19 protein-coding genes are annotated in these 22,207 nt (G+C 67.5%); 7 read left to right on the top strand and 12 right to left on the bottom strand.

The features are described from left to right. Window positions 1-280 precede the first annotated feature (280 nt). The 10 genes from AC1DQJ_RS13345 to AC1DQJ_RS13300 form a co-directional block, all read right to left on the bottom strand. A complete protein-coding gene (locus AC1DQJ_RS13345; RefSeq protein WP_477604028.1) occupies window positions 281-2,353 on the bottom strand; it encodes a hypothetical protein in 2,073 nt (690 codons plus the stop codon). A 438-nt stretch (window positions 2,354-2,791) separates the two neighbouring features. Then, a complete protein-coding gene (locus AC1DQJ_RS13340; protein WP_477604026.1) occupies window positions 2,792-3,946 on the bottom strand; it encodes a GTP cyclohydrolase II in 1,155 nt (384 codons plus the stop codon). Continuing rightward, the gene (locus AC1DQJ_RS13335) at window positions 3,943-4,542 is read right to left on the bottom strand and encodes a CDP-alcohol phosphatidyltransferase family protein (protein ID WP_477604024.1); all 600 of its coding nucleotides are present in this window, start codon (window positions 4,540-4,542) and stop codon (window positions 3,943-3,945) included. Before AC1DQJ_RS13335 ends, AC1DQJ_RS13340 begins: the two co-directional genes overlap by 4 nt. Continuing rightward, window positions 4,533-4,793, bottom strand: coding sequence for a Rieske (2Fe-2S) protein (locus AC1DQJ_RS13330; protein ID WP_477604022.1), 261 nt, complete (start codon window positions 4,791-4,793; stop codon window positions 4,533-4,535). The genes AC1DQJ_RS13335 and AC1DQJ_RS13330 overlap by 10 nt, the downstream gene beginning before the upstream one ends. Continuing rightward, window positions 4,790-6,010: an iron-containing redox enzyme family protein gene (locus tag AC1DQJ_RS13325; protein WP_477604020.1), complete on the bottom strand. Its 1,221-nt coding sequence runs from the start codon at window positions 6,008-6,010 to the stop codon at window positions 4,790-4,792. The genes AC1DQJ_RS13330 and AC1DQJ_RS13325 overlap by 4 nt, the downstream gene beginning before the upstream one ends. Beyond that, on the bottom strand, window positions 6,007-6,672 hold the full coding sequence (locus tag AC1DQJ_RS13320; RefSeq protein WP_477604018.1) for a RibD family protein: 666 nt from the start codon (window positions 6,670-6,672) through the stop codon (window positions 6,007-6,009). The genes AC1DQJ_RS13325 and AC1DQJ_RS13320 overlap by 4 nt, the downstream gene beginning before the upstream one ends. Before the next feature lie 142 nt (window positions 6,673-6,814). Next, window positions 6,815-7,726 (bottom strand): NAD(P)/FAD-dependent oxidoreductase, encoded by a 912-nt coding sequence (locus AC1DQJ_RS13315; protein WP_477604016.1) that lies wholly within the window; start codon window positions 7,724-7,726, stop codon window positions 6,815-6,817. A 102-nt stretch (window positions 7,727-7,828) separates the two neighbouring features. Beyond that, complete coding sequence (locus tag AC1DQJ_RS13310) at window positions 7,829-9,415, bottom strand: AMP-binding protein (protein ID WP_477604014.1); 1,587 nt, start codon at window positions 9,413-9,415, stop codon at window positions 7,829-7,831. Between the two features lie 48 nt (window positions 9,416-9,463). Beyond that, window positions 9,464-10,306: a hypothetical protein gene (locus tag AC1DQJ_RS13305; protein ID WP_477604012.1), complete on the bottom strand. Its 843-nt coding sequence runs from the start codon at window positions 10,304-10,306 to the stop codon at window positions 9,464-9,466. Beyond that, window positions 10,303-11,427, bottom strand: a complete 1,125-nt coding sequence (locus AC1DQJ_RS13300) for an amidohydrolase family protein (RefSeq protein ID WP_477604010.1) — start codon at window positions 11,425-11,427, stop codon at window positions 10,303-10,305. The genes AC1DQJ_RS13305 and AC1DQJ_RS13300 overlap by 4 nt, the downstream gene beginning before the upstream one ends. Before the next feature lie 204 nt (window positions 11,428-11,631). Between AC1DQJ_RS13300 and AC1DQJ_RS13295 the strand changes: the two genes are divergently transcribed. Further along, on the top strand, window positions 11,632-12,252 hold the full coding sequence (locus AC1DQJ_RS13295; protein ID WP_477604008.1) for a TetR/AcrR family transcriptional regulator: 621 nt from the start codon (window positions 11,632-11,634) through the stop codon (window positions 12,250-12,252). Here the strand turns inward: AC1DQJ_RS13295 and AC1DQJ_RS13290 are convergent. Further along, window positions 12,202-13,089 carry a TetR/AcrR family transcriptional regulator gene (locus tag AC1DQJ_RS13290; RefSeq protein ID WP_477604006.1) on the bottom strand — a complete coding sequence of 296 codons (888 nt, stop codon included), beginning with the start codon at window positions 13,087-13,089 and terminating at the stop codon, window positions 12,202-12,204. The two genes, AC1DQJ_RS13295 and AC1DQJ_RS13290, sit on opposite strands and share 51 nt — an antisense overlap. A gap of 128 nt (window positions 13,090-13,217) precedes the next feature. On the opposite strand from AC1DQJ_RS13290, the gene AC1DQJ_RS13285 reads away from it, so the two are divergent. From AC1DQJ_RS13285 to AC1DQJ_RS13270, 4 genes are all read left to right on the top strand, one after another. Beyond that, complete coding sequence (locus tag AC1DQJ_RS13285; protein WP_477604004.1) at window positions 13,218-14,432, top strand: acyl-CoA dehydrogenase family protein; 1,215 nt, start codon at window positions 13,218-13,220, stop codon at window positions 14,430-14,432. 246 nt (window positions 14,433-14,678) lie between these two features. Then, a complete protein-coding gene (locus AC1DQJ_RS13280; RefSeq protein ID WP_477604002.1) occupies window positions 14,679-16,196 on the top strand; it encodes a sensor histidine kinase in 1,518 nt (505 codons plus the stop codon). A gap of 147 nt (window positions 16,197-16,343) precedes the next feature. Further along, complete coding sequence (locus AC1DQJ_RS13275) at window positions 16,344-16,694, top strand: hypothetical protein (RefSeq protein WP_477604000.1); 351 nt, start codon at window positions 16,344-16,346, stop codon at window positions 16,692-16,694. Between the two features lie 32 nt (window positions 16,695-16,726). After that, a complete protein-coding gene (locus tag AC1DQJ_RS13270) occupies window positions 16,727-17,491 on the top strand; it encodes a hypothetical protein (protein WP_477603999.1) in 765 nt (254 codons plus the stop codon). A gap of 67 nt (window positions 17,492-17,558) precedes the next feature. Here AC1DQJ_RS13270 and AC1DQJ_RS13265 read toward each other — a convergent pair whose 3' ends face one another. Beyond that, the gene (locus AC1DQJ_RS13265; protein ID WP_477603997.1) at window positions 17,559-19,487 is read right to left on the bottom strand and encodes a hybrid sensor histidine kinase/response regulator; all 1,929 of its coding nucleotides are present in this window, start codon (window positions 19,485-19,487) and stop codon (window positions 17,559-17,561) included. Between the two features lie 133 nt (window positions 19,488-19,620). Between AC1DQJ_RS13265 and AC1DQJ_RS13260 the strand changes: the two genes are divergently transcribed. Beyond that, entirely contained in the window at window positions 19,621-20,988 is a 1,368-nt protein-coding gene (locus tag AC1DQJ_RS13260) for a DUF6880 family protein (RefSeq protein ID WP_477604116.1), read from the top strand. 337 nt (window positions 20,989-21,325) lie between these two features. Continuing rightward, complete coding sequence (locus AC1DQJ_RS13255; protein WP_477603995.1) at window positions 21,326-22,168, top strand: class I SAM-dependent methyltransferase; 843 nt, start codon at window positions 21,326-21,328, stop codon at window positions 22,166-22,168. Window positions 22,169-22,207: the final 39 nt, after the last annotated feature.

Genomic DNA, 22,207 nt, shown 5'->3' with positions numbered 1-22,207 from the left:
TCTTGCTCCCTATCGGTCCAACCTTGTGGTCGGCTGCTCTGTTGCCGCGACCTTAGCGCCAAGGCTCTGGCCCTGGAACAACGCTCACCGCGCCGGTGGTGAAAGTTGTGGTGCGGCTTGGCTGCGGAGCGTCCGCTTCCTTGTCCGGAGCTAGGGTCTTGATGCTGCACAGACGCCTCCCACGGCGCCCCAGGGCGGTATCGGACCCTCGCGCGCGTCAGCGCTGGTCGGACCTGCCAGGGCGATGGGCGGTCCGGGCATCGCGACAAGGTTGGCCGCGTTAGAACTTCACCTTCGCAAGGTCAGCCTTTTGCTGAGCTGCCTTCGCATCCGCCGTGCACCGATCCGGCGCGACACGATGGGCGCGGTCCGTGAGCACCAACTCGACTGACCCCGAAAGGAAGGTTGCGACCAGTCCGTCGAGTTGTCCGTAGCCGGTCGTGCGCAGCAACGAGTTCGGATAGCGGGCTCCCCACACCATGATCTCGACCCCGTTTTTTGCCTTCAATGCGACGCTCGGTTCGCCGTACTTGTCTTTCAGCTTCTGGACGACAGCGTCGTGATTGGCGGACTCGAACCCCTGGCGAAGGCGCAGTTCGTAGATCTTGCTTCCCTGCGCTTCGCAGGCGATCTCAACCTCCAGCGACCGGTCATTGCCGCTCCAATTGGCGCCCATGCGCTGCGCGCCGACCGTTCGTCCCAGAGGTTTCCAGCCGCTGCCGGTTAGAGCGCCGGCGTTGCGAAGCTCCTGTTCCTGCAGCATCCCATTGATTTCCTGACGTTGGGCCTCACCGCGCAGGGGCGCGCCGCTCTCGCCAAGACGCCAGCCCTGGATGTCGTATTTTGTCGTGTCATAGTCTGAATAGACCCCAGGCGCGGCGTCCAGCCGCGCCTTCAGCCAGCCTGAAAACCTCGGTTTCAGCTCACGCTCAAGCTCATTCATATTGTTGATGAGCCACAGGTTGTCATTCCTGTGATTGGATTCCCTGCCGCAGCACTTGAGATATTGCGGCGCAGCTTCGAGCCTGTCTTCCGGAGACATTCGGGCCAGGGAAGCGGTGTTGGCGTAGAAGTCGACGTAGCGCTTCAGCTCGGCGAGGCGGCCGTTTTCGGCGAAGAACGCGATGATGAGCGCGATCGAGTCGCCATCGGTGCGAGACAGACGGCGCGCGCGAAATTCTGTGTCCAGCGCTCGATTGTAGGTCTCGAAGCCATAGGCTCCATATAGGTCAAGACCCGGCACGCCACGGTGGGCTGCGCGAGCATATTCGGACGCATCCAAGGTCAGGAGCGATAGGGGATAGCCGCGATAGTCCCGGTCGCGATCGATCGCCCAACTCTTCGGCAGGTCCGCAAGGGTAATGGCGGGGACCTTCCACTTCTCCTCCACCGCCTGCGCCTCGCTGCGCCGGCGCTCTTCATCGGCGACGCGCTGAGCCTCCATTCGCTCGACAAAGCTCATGGGGGGCGCCGCAGGGTCCGTCTGGAGCGGCGGAGCCTGCAGCCTTGAAAGGACCGGCTGGGGCTGCGACGGGGCCGCCGGCGCCGCCCGGGTCGCTTCAGCAGGGCGCGCGGCGGGCGGGGAGGCCGCTGAGCGGGCCAGGCTCGCCAGGACCGACGCCACCGGCGCAACAGGCAATGCGCTCTTGGCGTCGGGCGCGGCCCCTGACGCGGATGCGGCGCCGCGGACGACGTCGGCCAGAAGCGGGGCAACCTCCAAAGCGGTCTGCAGCATGGCCTTGGCTTGAGGCGCCTGTTGCTTCGCAGGCTTCTCATCCAGCGCGCCCGGGGTATCCGAACCGGGCGGACGCGGGTTGGTCGGCGCAGTCGGCCGGCCCTGAATCGAACTCGCAGCAGGGACGCTGCTCGCCTGCGATCCAACTTGCGGTCGCGGAGCTGGGATCTCTGCGCGCGCCTGCCTGTCCGACACGTTCGGCGCGGCCTGCGAAGCTGCGGTCACAAGGGGGGGTGCGGCCTTGGGCGCGATTTCGCCGGGAGGCGGAGCCGGGGCCACCGCGGGTTCGACGCGGTTTGCTCCAGCGTTGATCGTGCTGGCGGTGGCGAAGACCGGAACAGGAGGCTTCGGGCCGGGGATCGGCGGCGAAGCTGGTGGTGGCGGTGCATTGCGGTTGCTGGACAAGGCCGCGGTGCTGGCCGCCGGGGCCGCTCGTATCTCGGCGCCGTTCGCGGAGTTTCCGATCGGGGCGGGCTCAGACCACGTATCCGTCGCGGGGTCGAGAATCCGAGCGAGTTGGCAATCGCCAGCGGCCCCCTCGCAGCCCGCCAGGAGCGCGGGCCGTCCGTTCAGAACATTGAGCGAAGCGTCAAAACGCGTGGCGATCCGGTAGCCCAAGGGGTCGCTTACAACGAGTTTGGTGCGGCCGACTGCGGGATCCCCGCTAGCCTCGCAAGGCGATTGGAAGAGATAGTCAGGCCGCCCGTCCCGATTGTAGTCGGTCTGAAATAGGACGTGGATCTGCGATGTAAACTGCTTCTGCGTCCGGCCCAGGCAGGCGTACGGACTTGCTCGCGATTGGCGCCAGTGTCCGAGAACCGCCTGCTGGGCCTCCACCGGGAGCTGACCAAACCCGACGGGTTGAGCAATAGCCTGGGTGCTCACGCCTGCAAGCAGGGCTGCAAACAGCCACGCGCGCCTCAAGTGTCCGCCTTGGAACATGGCTGGAACCTGAGCCAGGCGACTTAACACACGGTGAAGCTTGCTCGGACGATCGAGCGCTATGGGTACGTCTCAACTTCAGCGCGGCCGTGAGCGGACCTGGTTTGGCGGTCCCTAGGATGCAAGCGCCGCGGTAAAATAGCCCGCCGCGCGCTTCGCCGTGATCTCGACATCGGCGCGCCGGGGCACCAGGGCGTCGGGAAGCTCGATCTGCTGAACGATGTGGAGCCCGCCGTTCTCCAGGGCTTCCGATTTCTGATTGCTCATCGACACCCAGCGATCGATCCGGCGCAGGCCCAGCCAGTGCAGCACGTCGACCGACAGCGACTGGAACCGCATGTCCGAGACGCCGGCCACGGCCTCGGTGTGGGTGAAGTAGTCTGCCGGGCGGTCGCCGCAGGTCGACTGGCTCCGAGCGTTGTAGACGAGCAGCTTGACCACCTCGCCCAGCGCCCGGCCTTCCTTGCGATTGTAGATGATGACGCCAAGCCCGCCCTGCTGCGCCTGGCGGATCGCTTCTTCGACGCCAAAGGCGAGATAGGGGCGGCATGTGCACAGGTCGGAGCCGAACACGTCAGAGCCGCTGCATTCGTCGTGAATGCGGCAGGTGATCCGGGTCGAGGTCCGGCTCAGCCGCGCCGGATCGCCAAACAGATAGACGCTGGTGCCGCCGATGGGCGGCAGGAAGACCTTGCGATCGGGCTGCGAGAGTAGTGCTGGGTACATGCCGTCGGTGACGGTGAACAGGGCTTGCCGCAGCGCCTGTTCGGGCAGGCCCAGGCGATCGGCGACCCCTGGCAGCCACCAGACGGGCTCGATGGCGATCTTGGTGACGTGGATGTCTCCCATGCGTCCCAGGACCTGCCCGTCGGCCGACAGGCGGCCACATTGCAGGGCGGCGTTGACCTCGGACATCGACAGGTGGCCGGCGGTGACGGCGATGCTTGGCCGGATGTCCATGCCGGCGGCGCGCTCTACGGCGAACACCTGGCCGACCCTGTGGCCCCAGGGGTCCATGCTCACGATGCGTCCAGGTTCGGACCATTGAGGAAAGGGTCCGAAGGCGGCCGGGGGCGAGGTCCCGGTCAGGTCGGGCCGGTGACGGGCCGACAGGTCGCCGCTCGCCACCGCCAGGGCCTGGTAGATGCTGAACGCCCCGGCGTGGACGCCGATGGCGTTGCGATGCTCGCCGGCGTCGAGCCCAGCCACCACCGGACCTCTGGCCCGGGGATCAACGGCGCCCCAGTGGATGATCGGAGGTTTTGTCATCGGGCCGCCGCCTTGGCCTTGGGTGAAACCGGACAAAAGCCATGGCGCGCGTCCAGGTCTCCGCCTCGGCGCAGGATGAAGACGATCTGTTCGAGGCGACTGAGGCCGACCACGGCGGCAGTGAAGGGGATCCACCAGGCCCAGTTCGTCAGGACCACCAGCGGCCACAGCATGAACAGCAGAAAGGCTCCGGCCTTGGCCGACCAGAAGTGGAACATCATCATCCGGCCCGCCAGCAGCCGGGAGACCGGGAGGTAGAGCAGGGGAGCACCGAACAGGACGACCAGGGCCAGCAGGTGGTCATGGACGACCCCAGGGATCGCCAGAATCAGGAACAGCAGGATGGCCACTGAGAAGACGTTGTCGACCGCGGCGTCCAGCTGAGCTCCGAAGGTCGAGGCCTGGCCCATCCGGCGGGCCAGCCAGCCGTCCGCCAGGTCCGTGGCGCAGGCCGCCAGATAGACGCCGAGGGCCCATTTGGGTTGGCCCAGGACCAGGAGGATCAGGATGGGCGCGATCAGCACGCCCCGTGAGAGGGTCACCAGGTTTGCGAGCTTCAGCCGCCCGCCTTCGATGACCCAGGATCTCATCGGCATGGGCCGCTCTCCTGTTCAACGAGGCGCAGGGTGGTTGGCCGCGCGATCAAGGCGTCGACCGAGAATGCGCCGCCGTGCAGGGGACAGACGATCTGGTCGTCCGCGTTGACGAAGCCGAACTTCAGCGGGCCGCCCCGGTGCGGGCATTGGTTGAGGACGAGGTAGAGCTCATCCTCGCGCCCCAGCAGAAAGTATTCGCGGCCGTCCCGGCGGATGGGGGGCAGGTCCTTGCCGATCCAGGTGGCGCTCATGCCGACACCGCCGTCGGGAGGCGACCGAAAGCATCCTCGGGGAAGTCCGCGAAGAGCTGGGCCTCGACGACGCCGAGACCGCCAACCTGGATCAAGACGGCCGGGTCGAGGGCGGCGGCGCTAAAGGGCGTTACGGGCGCGCCAAGGCGGCAAAGCTCGGGTCGCCGGGGCTCGGCGCGCCGTTGCTCGACGGCGGCGTCGAACGCCCGGCTGACCGCCAGCATCTGGTCGCCCGCCTTGGCGAAGGCCTGCCGGGTCAGCTCCGCCCCCGCGACGATCTCTACGCCGACTTCCGGCCCATGGGCCGCCACCAGCGGCGCGGCCACCTCCTCGATCACCATGCGGGTGTGGTGCAGGTCGATATGGGCGTGCTCGCCGAAATAGCGGGCGTCCACCTCAGGATGGAACTTCGCCAGATAGCGGAAATGGTCCCGGGTCGAGCGCTGATAGGCCGTCTCGGCGTGCAGCAGGAACCCGATCTGCAGGAACAGGTGGCGCGGGTTCTGGAACAGGCAGTGGATGGTGTTGTGCAGGCGGAGGGAGGCGGTGTCGAACAGCGGCCAGCAGGCGTTGTATTCGTCGGGCAGCCCAAAGCCGCGCATCACGGCGCGGTACAGCATGCTGTGCTTGCGATCGTGCACGCCATAGCCGAATTCGTCGATCAGGATGCGGAACAGCGCCGACTGGGCGGGTCCGAATTCGCCGATCAGCCCCAAGGCCGAGGCGGAGGCCTCCGCCAGCAGGTCTGCCGAGGATTGCAGCAGGAAGTTGCGGTAGTGAGCTGCGCGATGGGGGCTGGTCTGCAGGAAGGCCACGAAAGGGTTTTCCGGCGCATCGCGGACCGTCTTCACCAGGGCTTCGGCATAGGCGGCCCAGTCTGTCCCCATCGACGCCGCGCGAGCCCGTTCGATGGTCGGGGCGATCAACAGGTCTTCGAGCTCGGCGCGAGCGCCCTCGACGAGGGCCAGGGTCGCGGGGTCGTAGCGGCGGCGAAGCTGCTCGACGGCGTTTCCCGCCGCGCCGTCAGCCGGCAACAGGACGTAGCGCGATTGATAGGCCCGCATCAAAGTCTGGTGGCGGGCGTGGATCAGGAGAGCCGGATCCCTCGCGAGATCGCCCTCGGCGTCGATGCGCATGTCCCAGATCGCCGGCTCGCCGGGCTGGCCTCGTCCCGACAGATGGCGTCCGATGCGCCCGATGTCGGCGGCCTCGATCATGCCGCCTCCAACGGGCTGTAGATCGAGATGGCTACGCCGCTCAGCGCGAACAGCTCGTCCAGCCGCCACCGCGACAGGGCTAGCGCGGGGCCGCCCGGACCGGCGCGCAGGTAGGTCGGGGCGTCCTCGGCGCCGGTGATGACCGGGATCTGCTTGATGATGATCCGCGACACCAGGCCGAGGGCGTGGAAGGAGTGCAGCAGGCGCGAGCCGCCCTCCACGATCAGACTTCGCACGCCGCGCGCGTCCAAAACGGCCATCAAGGCCGGCAGGTCGACCTCGTCGCCGCCGCAGACCACCACCTCGACATGAGGGCGGCTCTCCAACTCGGCGATCGTCGTGGGCAAGGCCCTGGCGGAGACGGCGATCAGGGTCGACACCCCGTCGTTCAGCAAGCCGCAGTCGCGCGGCAGATCGCCAAGGGAGCAGGGGACCACGCGCAAGGGATTCGCCCCCTTGGCATGACGTACTGTCAGTTCAGGATCGTCGTTCCGAACGGTGCCGGCGCCGACCATGATTGCGTCATGGGCCGCCCGCTGGCCGTGAAACCAGGTCCTCAGATCGTCACCATAAAATCCGAACAGGTCTTTGCTCGACGCCCCCGGGCCCAGCGACAGCTTGCCGTCGATGGTCAGTTCCGACAGCGTTGTGACTTGAACCATCGATCGGCCGCCACTTGAACTCCGACGATGTTAAACGGTCAGCTTAGCCGTTGGTTTCCCTTGAGAAACGTCGTTTGCCAAATGACGATCGCCGTCACGCCCAAGCGCCCTGGGTGGTCGCCGATCGGCAACGTTGGCGGTGCTAGCGATACATGGGTCGTGCGGCGGCCAGGTCATTGCGGATCGTCGTCGCTGCGACGCCGGCCTCGCCCATGGCGTGGCTGATTTGGTCAAGGCCGATGACGACGTCGCCCGCCGCGTAGAGCCCCGGGATCGTGCAGCGCTGATGAGCGTCGACGACGACGCAGCCCTCGCCAGTGATCTTCGCGTCCAGCATCACCGCAAGACTCGAGTGAGGGTCGCTCCCGAGCGCCGGATAAAGCGTCTGGACGTGCGCGCGCCCGGCCTGACCAAGCACGCTGATCCCGTCGTCTTCAAGCCGGATATCGCTCGCCGGGCCCTCCAGCAGGACCACCTCCGCGTCCTTGAGCGAGGCTCGCTCATCGGCGCTGAGCTGGTGGCGCTGCGGTGCGATCAGGGTGACGTGACGGGTGAAGGTCCGCAGGAAGAGCGCCTCGGCGGCGCCGTGGCCGCCCGAGCCCAGCACGCCCACGATCTGGTCCCGGACCTCGAACCCGTCGCAGACCGGACAGTAGCGGAGCCGGCCGCTTGCGAGCGCCTTCGCGTGCAGCTCCTCGCTCATCTCCGGCCGGCGGTTGGTGACGCCGGTCGCCAGCAGGACGGCGCGCGCCCGGACCTCGCCTCGGGAAAGCGTGGCGACAAAGCCGTCGCCGTTCCGGGCCAGTTTGTGAACGTGGTCCTGGATGATCTTGGCGCCGGCCTTCAGCGCGTGGGCGCTCATGCGGGCCAGCAGGTCCTTTCCCGAGACGCCGTCCGGAAATCCGGCATGATTGTGGGAGCAGGCGATGAGCAGCGCCCGGCTGTCGCCGGCGTCGATGACGACGACATCGAGTCCGAGGCGGCCGGCGTAGATCGCTCCGGTGAGGCCTGCGGGACCTCCGCCGATGATCAGGCAGTCCACTGTATCGCTCACGTGAAGCTCCGCGCTCGAACGAGCGGACAGGTGAACGTCGCGGCGCACTGGCGGTTGCCCCGGCTCACCACACCCATTTGAGGTGCGGCGGGCCTTCGGGCGCTAGATCGCCCGCGCGCGCCCTTCCCAATAGGGCGCCCTGACCTTGTTGCGCTGGATCTTGCCAGCTTCGCTGCGCGGAAGCGCTTCGACGAAGTCTACGCCGCGTGGGATCTTGTACTTGGCGACAAGCTTGGAGGCGAAATCCAGGATGTCGCGACGCAGATCGTCCGAGGGTTCGTATCCGGGACGCAGCTGGATCACCGCGCGGACCTCTTCGCCCCACTCGTCGTGGGGAATTCCCACCGTGCAGCTGTCCTCCACCGCGGGGTGCTTGATCAGCTCGTTGTCGATCTCCTGCGGGTAGATGTTGACCCCGCCGGCGATGATCGTCTCGGCGCTGCGGCCGGTGAGGTAGAGCCAGTCGTCCTCATCCAGATAGCCGACGTCGCCCATGGTGAAGTAACCGTCGCGGCGGCCGGCGTCGGTCTTGGCGTCGTCCTTGTAGTAGGTGAAGCCGCCCTGGTCCTTGAGGCTGAGATAGATGGCGCCGGGGACGCCCGGCGGGCGCTCCTCGCCGTTCTCGTCCAGGATCTTGGCGGCGTCCTTGTGCGGGCGGCGGCCGACCGCGCCGGGGTGGTCCAGCCAGTCCTGCGAGGTGATGGTGAAGCCGACGCCCCCCTCCGAGCCGGCGTAGTATTCGAACAGCACCGGCCCCAGCCATTCGATCATGGCGCGCTTCACTTCGGGCGGGCAGGGCGCCGCGCCATGGGTGATGCGCTTGAGCGAGCTCAGGTCGTACTTGGCGCGGACCTCTGGCGGCAGGGCCAGCATGCGCTGGAACATGATCGGCACGAAATGGCCGCGGGTGATCTTCTGTTCGTGGATGATCTGCAGGACCTGCTCGGCGTCCCACTTGTCGATCAGCACCGTCGGCACGCCATTGTTGAGCGCTCGGCGGATGTCCCCCGCCAGCGGAGAGGCGTGGTAGGCCGGTCCGGTGCAGATGTGCTTGTCGACGGCGCGGTCGTAGATCGGGTCGTAGCCGCCGATGGCCTGGGCGTTGGGCTTGTAGACCCCCTTCGGCCGGCCGGTCGTGCCGGACGAGTAGAGCATGGTCGAGCCGCGCACGGGGTCGTCGATGTTCTCTCCCGTGTACGCGGCGATGCCGGCATAGGGGGCAAAGTCCGGCAGGTCGCCGCCGATGGCCACCTTGACCTTCAGCTGCGGACAGGCCGACGCCGCCTCCGCGATGCCCGCGATGCGGGTGTCGGCGAAGAGCGCCTTGGCCTCGCAGTTGTCGACCACATAGGCGATCTCATCCGGCTTCAGGTGCCAGTTCACCGGGGTCAGGCGAAAGCCGCCGCGCAGGGTGGCGAACAGCACCTCGGGGAACTCGACGCGGTTGGAGCAGACGATGGCGACGGCGTCGCCGGCCTGCAGGCCCCGGTCGCGCATCAGCCGGACCAGGCGATTGGCGTTGGCGTTCAGCTCGCCGAAGGTGCGGCTGCGGCCAGAAACCTCAAGGACCGCCATCTTGTCCGGCTGCAGGTCGGCCCAGACGGCCATGCACATGCCGGAGTCGACCGCCGCATCCACCCGGGCCTTGATCTCGGCCCCCTCGAGCCCCGCCGGCGCATTCATCCCCATGTCTCCCGTTTTCTTTTCGTTGTCTTGGCCCGCAGTCGCGGGACGGCCTCAGCTCCAGAGCGGAGAGGAGGCCTTCATGGCGCGGATCATGAAGGTGACGCTGGCGACGTCCTGCCCGCTGGCGGCGTCGGCGATGTCGACGTCGTACCAGACGTTTTCCGTCTTCGGACTCTCGGTGATCTTCCGCATCGTGGTGCGGCCGACATAGTCCTTGTCGGCCAGCAGCGGCCCGGCCAGATGGCGGACTTCCAGAGCGCCGAACAGGCCGACATAGGGCGTCTTGGCCTTGGCCATCACAAAGGGGCGGCTCATGTGCGCCAGGCGAATGGCGTAGGCGGGCGACAGCACGCCTTCGGCGTCATAGAGCGGCAGGCGCTCGGTGATGCGGCCAAGGCCCACGTCAAAGTCGGCGCGGTTCACCCGCATCGGGATGTCCGAGGTGGTGTCGCCCGCGCGGACGTCAGCGTAGATCCGCAAGCGGGCGGGATCGGCCTCGGCCTGCTCGGCCATGCGGCGGGATAGTTCCGAGCCTGCGTCGCGGGCCTTGGGCGAGGCCGTTCCGACGCAGACCTGCTGGCCGGCGCGATTGAACATCTGCAGGCGCGCGCGCGGGTCGCCGGTCTGGACGACCGCTTGAACCTCTTCCTTGTCGACCGTGGCCTGGCTGAAATGCAAGGAGATGTCGCCAGTCTCGAACCAGGCGCGGCCATACATCTCCACCAACATCGGCACGAACTGGTCCATGTGGACCGAGCCCGGCACGGTGCCGCCCTTAAAGCCGAGTTTGGAGGCGACCTCGTCGTTGTGGATCGAGCCCGGCGCCTGCTGGAAGCCGTTGTGCGGGGCGCGGAACTCGCCGGTCAGGGTGTGCTGGGTGGCGGCGTCGCTCATGGCACGGCTCCTTCGGTGACGAGGCCCATCATGTCCTCGAAATTGGCGCGGTAGAAACGGTCGCGGTCGTCCTCGCTCAATCCGTCGAAGGTGCGTTCGAAGCGGGCGATCGGGTCATTGGTGCCCTCCGGGTGCGGGTAGTCGCTGGAGAACATGTAGAGGTCGGCGCCGCTGTCGCGGATCAGGTAGCCGGCGTCCTCGCCCGGGAACGGCGTGAACTTCACTTGGCGGCGGATGATCTCGGAGGGCTTGGCCGAAAGCTCCTTCAGGTAGGGGTCGGTGCGGCCGAAGGAGCGCGCGCCCATGTCCATCTGCCGTAGGAAGCCCGGCACCCAATAGGCGCCGTACTCGATGACGCCGCCGCGCAGTTCCGGCTGGCGATCGAAGAGACCGTCATAGACCAGCGCGCCGAGGAACATCTCGGCCGAGTGGGGCAGGGCGACGTAGTCCTTGAAGCGCAGGTTCTCGCCGCCGCCGTGGAGGTCGGGCGACCTGGGCTTGCCGTTGTTCACATACTCCTGCGGCAGGGTGCGCGAGCCTGCGCCGATGTGCAGGACGAACGGCGTGCGGGTCGCCGCCAGCAGGGCCCAGAACGGATCGAGGTCCGGGTGGCCGGGAGATTTGTCGCCGGCCGCCGTGGAGGGCACCCAGATCGCGCGGCAGCCGAGGCGGATCGCCTCCTGCGCCTCCTCGAGCGCGCGGGCAGGGTCGTCCAGCGGCACAAAGGCGACGCCCAGCAGGCGCGGGTCGCGGCAGAAGGCGGCCATCGCCTTGTTGGCGGCCCGCGCCCCGGCATAGAGCACCGTCTGGTCGCTGCTGGTCCGGAACGGCCGCAGGGCCGAGGTCGGGAAGACAAGCTGGCTTGCGAAGCCCAGTTCCTCGAGCGCGCGAATCCGCTCGGCCGGATCATGGGCGCCGTAGGCGAGCCGCCCCTTGGGGCCGCCGATCAGGCCCTCAATGATTTTTTCCTTCGGCGCTTCGATCGGTGGGCGGGTCGAGGGCGGGTCGCGGCGCAGCAGCCGGTCCTTCATGGCGTCTTCGGCGAACGGGACCAGCCAATCGGCCGGCTCCATGACGTGGCTGTCAGCGTCGTGGAAGACGCGCCCGGCGGCGTAGGGCATGTCGTTTCCTCCTCGTTATTGACATTGACACTATGACATCCGTTCGGGCCTGTCTCGACAAATGCGGGCGACCAGGATCGCCGTCGGGCCCGCGCAAACTCGCCTCGGCCCGCAAGCCGGTCTAAACGCGAAGCTGGGCAAAGACGCTTGAGTCGAAAGGCCGATGATCAACCGCCGGATTCATAGTCAGCACGAACAGCTCGCATGAGCCGCGTGCGACTTCGGCGGGGCCAGCGCTTGGCGCCCGAGGCGCGCCGGGAGAGCCTGCTGGCGGTCGCCGCGGACCTGCTGCTGGAACAGGGCTATCTGCCGCTGGGCGTGCAAGACCTCGCCGACGGCGCGAAGGTCAGCAAGGCCCTGGTCTACAAGTATTTCCCCGGTCCGCACGACCTCTACAACGCGCTTCTCGAGGCGAGATTCGCCGGCCTGATAGAGGCTGGCCTGGGTCCGGCGGCGCGAAAGTCGGGCGCCGTTGAGCTCGCGGCGGCGACGGCGGAGGTCTACTACCGCTACGTCGCCGAGACCGGTCCGCTCATCCAGCTCATCTTGCGCGACCGGTACATGGCCGGGCAGGTCTCCCGTGGTGCGATCGCTGTCCGCGACCGTTTCGTCGGAACCGTGGCGCGCGCTGTTCGAGAAGAGTTCGGCCTGCCGGTTCGGCGGGCCGTTGCGTGCGTCAGCATCGGCCTCACCATGCCCGAAGAGTGCGGACGCCTGGTCTATCAGGGCGATCTCGACCTTGAGCGCGGGGCGGTTCTCTGCCGGGAACTCGTCCTAGGCGTGATCGACGTCGTCCGTCGGGGCGGGCTGGAAGCGCGCCGCTAGTCGCCTGTTGCCGGCCTCGACGATCTCGGCGGCGAGATCCTCCGCCAGTTCAAGGCCGAGCCGTCCACGCGCCAAGAGCCGGCCGGTGCGCAGGACGGCGCTGGTGAGGACCGTGGTCGCCGCCCTGGCGACATCCTCGGGCACGCCGTGGCTGTGGCTGAAACGACCGGCGACGACCTCGGTATTGGCGGACCGCAGGGCGCGTTGCTCGCGACGCAGCCCCTTGCGAACGGCCGGCGCGGCCTGCAGCACCTGGAGGAGTCCCCCTCGGCTTGCGACCTCGCGCAGATAGGTCACGGTGGACAGCCGCAGCCGCTCGGCCGGCCGGGTGGCGGTGTCGATGCGCTGGAGCCGGGCCGCGCGCACCGACTGCAGTTCGCGACGGGCGAGCTCGATCAGCAGGTCATCCACCGACGGGAAGAAATGATAGGCCCGCGGGGCGGTGAGCCCGACGTCACGCGCGACGCGCTTGATGGTGACCGCGTGCAGGCCCTCGCGCACGATGATCTGCGCCGCAGCGTCGAGCAGGCGCCCGCGGCGCTCTTCGAGCGGCAGCTTCGGGCTGGCGCGCCGGGCGACTGCGCGGCCCGGTGAAATCGGCAGCGCGTCCTCCACTCCAGGCGGCGCCGGTGGCAGTTGGGGCGGGGAGGGCGGTCGCCCCGCCTTGACCTTCCCCCAGTGTCCGCGTGAGGGGTAAGGGATCGCGGTCCGATCGCAGATCTTGGCCAGCCCGCTGGCGCTGAGGCCGAGCTGGCGCGCGACGACCGACAGCGGCTCTCGCCACACGCGCTCGAAGAGCGCTTCACGGGTCAATTCGATGGTCTGCGGCGCCGTCATTGAAGCCCTAGCATAGCCGTACTCCCGCCCCGCACCAGTGCCGCCGGCCGAGCGCCGAGGTTTGCGTGATGACAATCACACTACTTTGGATACAACCCTCCCCTACGTGATACGACGGGATGGCAGACATGCAGGCGACGCTCTCAGCTCCGGACGCCCTCGAAGACTTCCGCCATGAGGTTCGCGCCTGGCTGGACGAGGCCTTCCCCTCCGAACTTGCCGGACGCGCGCCGCAGGCGGGTGAGGCCGAGCCGAGCAGCGAGGCGTTTGGTCGGTGGAGGTCCGCCCTCTGCCTAAAGGGCTGGGCGACGCCCACCTGGCCCGCGGCCTATGGCGGCGGCGGCCTGACGACGGCGCAGGCGCGTGTGCTGCGCGAGGAGATGCGCCGGGTCGGAGCCTGGAATCCGATCGGCTACAGCATGGGCGTGCGGATGCTTGGGCCCACCCTCCTGGAGTACGGAACCGAGGCGCAGAAGCAGGCACACATCCCCCGTATCGCCCGCGGCGAGACGCGCTGGTGCCAGGGCTATTCGGAACCGGGCGCCGGTTCGGACCTGGCGTCGCTGCAGACCCGGGCCGAAGACCGTGGCGACCACTTCCTGGTGAACGGCCAGAAGACGTGGACGAGCGGGGCCAACCACGCGGACTGGTGCTTCTGCCTGGTCCGCACCGACCCGACCCGCAAGCACGACGGCATCTCGTTCCTGCTGATCGACATGCGCTCGCCCGGGGTGGAGCCGCGGCCGATCCAGCTGATCTCGGGGCGCTCGCCGTTCTGCGAGACCTTCCTGACGGACGTGCGGGTTCCGAAGGACAACCTGGTCGGTCCTCTGAACGGCGGCTGGACCGTCGGCAAGCGGCTGCTGCAGTACGAGCGCCAGCGGAGCGAGGACGCCCCGCCGCGGGCCACCGAGAAGCGCCCGATCGAGGAAGTCGTCGTCCAGTACCTCGGGCGCGACGAGACCGGGCGCCTGGCCGACCCCGATCTGCGCATGCGGCTGGCGCGGCACGCGATGGAGCGGCAGGCCTTTGCGCTCACCATGCAGCGCGCGGCGCTCGAAGCGGGAGCGGGCGGGCCGACCGCGGCCACCTCCATCCTGAAGAACGTCTCGTCGCTGCTGGTCCAGGAGCGCGCCGAACTTCTGGTCGAGGCCCTCGGCCAGCAAGGGCTGGGGTGGGAGGGCGATGCCTTCCAGACCGACGAACTGGCCTTCGTCAGGGAATGGCTGTCGGGCAAGGCCAACACGATCTTCGCCGGGTCCTACGAGATCCAGAACAACATCATTTCCAAGCGCATCCTTGGCCTGCCCGAGCATGCGGCGGCGAGCGCCGAAGGCCGATAAGCCCAGGACCCCTAAGCGGCGACACGAGCGGTGGAACTTGAGCGATGGTCGGCGCCTTTCACTTCGGCGACCGGTCAGGGGCGCTGCGCCTGTGGCCGGATATAGCGCCACGCCGCGACCGCGCTGCTGCTGAGCAGGGTGGTTTCGTGGCTTGAAAACGGAGCTTGAGAGTCTGGGTCTGGTCCAATGTCGGACAGTCACCGCATCGGAAGTCGCATAACCGCCGCTCCTCAGGAGACGGCCGGGGTGAACACAGCCGCTGGCCTTGAGCACGCACAGGGCGACCCGCAGGTGCTGGCTGCGCTCTACCGGTTGACCGATCGGCTGTTCCGCGCCGAAACCGAACAGGACGTCTACCAGGCCGGGCTTGACGCCATGGGCGAGGCCATGGGCTGCGAACGCGCCTCAATTCTACGCTTCGACGACCAGCACGAGATGCGGTTCGTGGCTTGGCGAGGTCTGTCTGACGCGTACCGAGCGGCCGTCGACGGCCACACGCCTTGGACGTCCGGCCAGCGCGATGTCGAGCCGATCATGGTGGCCGACATCGAGGGCGCCGGTGAATCGGCGGCGATCACTGCGTCTATTCTCAAGGAGCAGATCCGGGGGCTGGCCTTCTTTCCCCTGACCATCGCCGGGGCGGTGGTCGGCAAGTTCATGGTCTACTATCGCGGACGGCACGACTTCACCGAACGCGAGGTCGGCGTGGCGGTGACGATCGCCCGGCAGCTCGGCTTTGCGCTCGAACGCCTCACGGCGGCGGAGGCGATCCGGCGCGAGCGCGAGCGCTTCGAGGCGGTTATTGAGTCCATTCCGGTGATGATCAAGATCTACGATCCGCAGACCGGAGAGTTGATCCTGAACAAGGAGTTCTCCCGGGTCCTGGGTTTTACGAGCGAGGATGCCGAGACGATCGACCTGATGGCGCGTCTGTTCCCGGACGAGACCGTCCGCAAGCAGGTCGCCGAGTTCATGGAGTCCTGTCCCGAGGGATGGCTCGACACGCCCATGACGACCGCGACCGGTGGGCCGGTCGAGGCCAGCTGGGCCAACATCCGGCTCTCCGACGGCACGCGCGTCGGGATCGGCGTCGACATCACCGAGCGCCATCGAGCCGTGGAGCGCCAACAGCTGCTGCTGCGCGAAATGGATCACCGGATCAGGAACCTCTTCACGCTCGCCAGCGGGATCGTCTCGGTAAGCGGCCGTCGAACGCGCGACGTCGACGCCCTGGTCGAGGACGTGCGCGACCGCCTGGCGGCTCTGGCCCGCGCCCACGCCCTAACGCTGAGCGGGGGCGGGGAGGAGGCCCACTCGACCCCGGTAAGGCTGCAGTCCCTGATGGCGGCCATCCTCTCGCCCTACACAGACGGCGAAGGGCGGATCACGATGGCCGGGATCGACGCCGAGCTCACCGACCCTGCGGTCAGTTCACTGGCGCTGCTGCTCTATGAGTTCGCGACCAACGCCGCGAAATACGGAGCGCTTTCCGCCGAGCAGGGACGTGTCGTCGTCGAGACGACCCAACAAGGCGGCCGCTTGAAGCTCGTCTGGCGAGAGATCGGCGGCCCCTTGCTGGACGCCGAGGGGCGGCCAGAGGGCTTCGGGTCGCGTCTGATGCAGGCCAGCACGCGCCAGTTGGGCGGGGAGCTCAAGATCGAGCGGCGACCAGAAGGCCTCGAGATCACGCTGCACCTGCCGCTGGATCGGATTTCGCCGGAAGCCCAGACCGGGCGCGCGACCACCCAACGCCTGGCGTCGTGACCGCCCGGGCGGGCCAGCGATTGGCCTAGTCGAGCTCGATCCTTGAGGCTGATACCGCGGGCCGCGCTCGCTCGACCTATTTGCCGGCGGCAGGAACCTTGTTGGTCGCGCGGGCTTCCTCTCCCACCTCTCGAAGGATTTTCACAAATGTTACGAACCTATTTAGCCGTCGCGCTCGGCGCGACGCTGCTGTCGGCGTGTGGCCAGCAACCTGCCGCCCAGGCCGCCGACGACACGAAGGGGCCGGTGGTCGCCGCCTCCGAAACGCCCCGCAACGCGGCGATCGACGCCACGGCGGGCGGCGGCGAACCGGGACCGACCCCGGGCGCCAACTCCTTCACCGAAGCCCAGGCCAGGGGCGCGATCGAAGGCGCCGGCTACGCCGTCGTCGGCTCCCTGACCCAGGACGCCAACGGAATCTGGATGGCCAAGGCGACGAAGGACGGAGCCCAGGCCAACGTCACCGTCGACTACAAGGGCGCGGTCAGCGCGTCCTGAGCCCCAAGCACAGCACCAGAATTGGACATGCAATGAGCAAGACCATCACCCGGCTGTTCGACAGCCATCTCGAGGCCCTTAACGTCGTCGACGACCTTGAAACGGCCGGCGTCGATCAGGACCAGATCAGCATCGTCTCCAACAACGCCGACAATTGGCATGAGGGCCACAGGCATGCTGGAGGCGCCTCGCGCACCGGAGGCCCTCTGGGCGACCGCAACGGCGACGGCGAGAACGATGTGGCCGACGGCGCGGGCAAGGGCGCAACCGCCGGCGGGCTGATCGGCGGCGGCGCGGGCCTGCTCGCCGGACTGGGCATGCTGGCCATTCCGGGTCTCGGCCCGGTGGTCGCGGCCGGCTGGCTGGTGTCGACCGCAGTCGGCGCGGCCATTGGAGCGGCCGCAGGCGGGACGGCGGGCGGCTTGCTTGGGGCGCTTAAGGAAGCGGGACATTCCGACGAGGACGCCAACATCTACGCCGAGGGCGTTCGTCGCGGCGGGACCTTGGTGAGCGTGCGGGCGGACGAGGACGAGGTCGGCCGCATCGAAGAGATCCTGGAACGGCGCACGTTCGTCGACACCGCCCGGCGTGGCGAGACCTATCGCCAGGCCGGCTGGTCGCGCTTCGACCAGGCCGCCGCGCCCTACAGCGCCGACGACGTGACGCGCGAGCGCCAGGCCTATCTGAAGGAGGACCGCTCCTTCATCACCGCCGAGCCCGGTGGGGCGCGCACCCTCGACGAGCCGCTCTCCGGCGAGCGTTCCCTCGATCGGCCCGATGCTCCGCGCACCTACTAAAACCTGAGTTCGGACCATCGGACCCCGGCCGCTCTGCGGCCGGGGTTTTCGTTGTGGCTGGCGTGGATTAGGCCTTTTCCAGACGGCGTATGAGAGCGGCCAGCTCCCCTTGGCCGTAGGGCTTGGCCAGGCGTGCCACGTCCTTGGCGACGCCGGGCGCCAGTTCGGCATAGCCGGTCGCCAGGGCCACGGGGACCCAGGGATAGTCCCGCTTCAACGCCTCGATCAGATGCAGGCCGCTGAACCGCGGCATTGCGTAGTCGGTGATCACCAGGTCGAACGGCAGGTTCTCCAGCGCGCTGAGGGCCTCCACCGCCGAACTGCAGGTATGAACCTGGTGCCCGAGGTCCTCCAGCATGGCGGCGATGTTCAGGAGCACCAGTTCGTCGTCGTCGACCGCCAGGATGCTGAGCGGCCTGACCGGGGCAAGCGCGTCCGGCGCCTCCAAGGGTTTGGCTATTGGGGGGGCGGTGCTGGCGCAGGGAAGCCAGATGTCGACGCGTGTGCCGTGGCCCGGCCGGCTGTGGAGCGAAAGGCGGCCGCCTGACTGTTCGGCCAGGCCGTGCACCATGGGCAGGCCAAGGCCGGTGCCCTTTCCGACGCCCTTGGTCGTGTAGAAGGGCTCGAGCGCCCGGGCGAGCGTGTCCGCGTCCATGCCTTCGCCGGTGTCGCTGACGCTCAGCTTCACATAGTCGCCGGCGGGGAGGGCCGTTTCGGACTTGGCCGCCAGCGAGACCGTGCGGGCCTCGATCTTGATCTCGCCTCCGTCCGGCATGGCGTCGCGGGCGTTCAGGGCCAGGTTCAGCAGCGCCATTTCCAGCTGATTGGCGTCCGTGCTTACCGGCGCGAGCCGCATCGGAAAGCGCGTCACCACCTCGATCGAAGACCCAAGCGAGCGCTGCAGCAGGTCGGTCATTCCGCCGACGAACTTCGCCACGTCGACAGCCTCGACCCGAAGGTCCTGTTTGCGCGCGAAGGCGAGCATCCTTTGGGTGAGGTTCGCGCCGCGCCTGGCGCCCAGCATCGCATTTTCCAGCAGGGCCTCGGACTTCGGGTCGCCCGGCAGCCGCTTGCGCAGCAGTTCGAGGCTGCCGATGATCGCCGTCAGCAGATTGTTGAAGTCGTGGGCGACCCCGCCTGTCAGCCGCCCGATTGCGTCGAGCTTCTGGGACTGCAGCAGAGCCTGCTGGGTTTGCTCCAGAGCCTCCTGGGCGCGCCGTCGCTCGGTGATGTCACGGGTGATCTTGGCGAAGCCGATGATCTGGCCCAGGCTATTGCGGATCGGGTCTATGACCACGTTCGCCCAGAACTGCGATCCGTCCTTGCGGACCCTCCAGCCTTCACGCTCGAACCGACCGGCCTCGACGGCTTCCTTGAGCGCCGTTTCCGGCAGTCCGGCCTGGCGATCCTCAGGAGTGTAGAAGCGCGAGAAGTGCTGGCCGATCGCCTCGTCGGGCAGATAGCCCTTGATCCGCTCGGCCCCGACGTTCCAGTTCGTGACGAAGCCGGCCGGGTCGAGCATATAGAGCGCATAGTCGGTCACGCCCTGGACCAGGAGACGGAACTGCTGCTCGCTTTCCCTGATCTTGGCTTCGGCGCGCCTGCGTTCGGTGAGGTCGCGCGTGACCTTGGCGTAACCGACCAGCTCGCCTCCCGGTGTCCTGATCGGATCGATCAGAACGTGGGCCCAGAAGCGGCTGCCGTCCTTGCGAACCCGCCAGCCTTCGCTCTCGAAGCGGTCCTCCGCCGCGGCGATGGCCAGCGCCCGGGCTGGCCGGCCCGCCTGGCGGTCCTCCTCAGTGTAGAACCGGGAGAAGTTCTCGCCGAGGATCTCGGCTTCGCAATAGCCCTTGAAGCGTTCGGCGCCTGCATTCCAGCTGGTGATCCGGCCGGTGGGATCGAGCATGTAGATGGCGTAGTCGGTAATGGCGTCGACGAGCAGTCGGTAGCGCCCGTCATCCATCAGGGCTGCCTTGAAGTTTCCCAAACGGCCCATGACACTCCCCTCAAGCTGTTCACTCGTAGTCAAAGCTTGAGCGTGCGCGAGGGGCGAAGGTTCCCTCGCTTGCCCGCTGGGCGGCGCCTTGGCTCCGGGCGGAGCAGAAGCCAGGCAGGCGCATTTGACTGAGATGACACCTCCCCCGCGGCCGGCGAAGCGGTCACGCAAGACCCTCTCGCGGGCCAATCTTGAGGCGCTGGGCGCCGCGCGGTTGGCGGAGATCCTGCTGGAGGCCGCCGACGAGGACGCCAATCTCAAGCGACGTCTGCGCATGAACCTCGCAGGGGAGGTCAGCCCGGAAGACCTCGCCGCCGAGATCGGCAAGCCGCTGGCGGCGATTGAGACCCGCCGCTCGCGGGTCAGCACGCGCGGCTACAAAGGCTTCGTGCGAGATCTCGACCTGCAGCGCACGATGATCATCGGGCCGCTGGCCGATCAGGCCCCTAAGTTGGCCCTGGAGCTTCTGTGGCGGTTCCTTGCGATGGCGCCCGCGGTCTTCGCGCTCACGCGGGACGCCCGCGGCCTGGTCGCAGAAAGCTTCGAGGCGGCGCTCGGCTCCTTGGCGGACCTTATCGGCAGGGCCGGTCCCGACCCCTCCGATCTCGCCTGGCGCGCCTCCGCGCTCATCGAGAACGACCGGACGGGACGCTACGGCGAGCTCGTCGCGCTCATCGGCCCATCGCTGAGCGCGCCGGCGCGCGGCGCCTTGCGGGCAGAGGTCGATGCCCTGTGGGCGAAGTCCAGGCGGTCGGAGCGTCTGCGTCTGGACGCACGCAGGCTGGCCGACCTGGACGGCGACGCCGACGGCTATGTCGCGACCTTTTCCGAGGCGGAGAAGGACGATCCGGCCTCCGGCGCTGCGATCGTTCTGCGATTGACTGCGGCGGGCCGGCTTAAGGATGCGGAGGCGGCGCTTCGGCGCTCGGCGCCGCCCATTGGCCGCGAGGCGCGCGGACGGGCCGATTGGGATGACGCCCAGATCGCGCTGGCGGAAGCTTCAGGACAGGCCGAACTGGCGCAGGAGCTGCGGTGGGCTGCGTTTGAGCGGGGCCTTCGGGTCCAGCCGCTGCGCGATCATCTCAAGCGGCTCTCCGGATTCGACGATGTCGAGGCAGAGGGGCGCGCGATGGCCGCCGCCCTCGCACATCCACGCTTTTCGGACGCGCTGGCGTTCCTGATCGCCTGGCCGTCGACGACCGATGCGGCCAAGCTCGTGCTCGCCCGCGCCGATGAGATCGAGCCCGGTAGGGTCGAATTGCTCGAGACCGCCGCAGGCATGCTCGAAGTCCGACACCCGGTCGCCGCCTCCCTGCTGCTGCGCGCCATGGTGGGTGACACCCTGCGCTGGCGACGTGCGGAGCGCGCCGAGGCAGCCAGCCACCAGATCGAGCATCTGCAGAGCCTGGCCGCCGGCGTTGAGAATTGGGGGGACCAGGAAACTCATGAGGCGTTCGTCGAGCGGGTCGGCCGCCAGGTTTCACATCGGCGCGTCGGGTGACGTCCGGCTGGCATCCATGGCGATCGCTGACCCATTGAGATCCAGGCCCGCCGCTTCGTCCGTCCATGAGAGCTTCGTAAGGCAGCAGGACAGAACCGCGCCGTAGCGGCGGAGAAAGGGTGTCCGATCGGCGGGCGAAAATCCTGCGGGCGTCGATCAACCTTGCGTCGTTTTAAACAAAAGCATCGAGGCGTTGTTTGGCAAAGTAATTGCGAAATCTGTCGACTGACAACCCGCGTCAGACAGTCTGAATTCCCGCCGTTAAATTATATTACCTTGACTCAAGATTGAGGGTGGTTTGCCCTCGACATTAATGGCAGCGCTTTGGGGAAAATTCATGGACCCTGTCAAACAGGTGCTCTTACAGGCGGCGGGCGTTTTCTTCGAGTTTGCAATGCCCCATCTTGGCAGGGAATTAGATGCGGGTCGCAACAGCGGGCATTCGGTCAAGCTGAAACGTGCAATACTTCAAGCTCGGATGCGGCGAGCACAAAGATCAGGGGACGTGGACGGTCTCCAGCGTGTGCTTGATTCATTTTGGCGGAGCGCCTCGGGCGACAAGTTCCACGTTGAGCAGGGTCAGGCGAGTTTCGAGCACTTCCGAGCGAACCATGCCAAGGCGATCGACGCCCTTGATCAATTCGTCCGAACCTCGGATCTCGGCTTCTCGCGGCTTGTAGAAATCGGATGCGGGAACGGCGCTGCATTAGCCTATTGCGCCGAGAAGCTTCCCTGGGCCGAGCAGGTGGTCGGTATAGATATCAATGCCGGCGCCATCGACCGGGCCGTCGCAGGTCAGCCGCCCGGATCTCGGCTGGATTTTGCATGCGCCGATGCGGGAGATTGGCTGGCGGCCCACCCGCAAGCTGGAACGGTGATGCTCTCCAACGGCGGGGTTCTCGAGTACTTCTCGCAGCAGGGCGTTGACCGTCTGATTCAAACGCTGGCGCTCTCCCGGCCCGCCGCTCTTCTGCTGCTAGAGCCTTTGGACGCCAGCCACGATCTCGACCAGCAACTAGATTCCTACCCCTTCGATTCAGCGGGCGGGGCTGGATCGGAGACCACCTTCTCGCACAATCACAGAGCCCGGCTGCAGCAGGCTGGCTTCGAAGTCGTCTTCGCTGAACACACTCAGTTCGCCGCCACCCGAGGCATCATAATACTCGGTGTTTTGCGGTAGGGGCCGCCGCCACAACCACTGCCGTCGCCCTCCCAGGAT

It is taken from the genome of Phenylobacterium sp. P4_E10 (assembly GCF_056401675.1).
The sequence above is the reverse complement of the archived record's forward strand: the minus strand, read 5'-3'. Positions and strand labels throughout refer to the sequence as shown.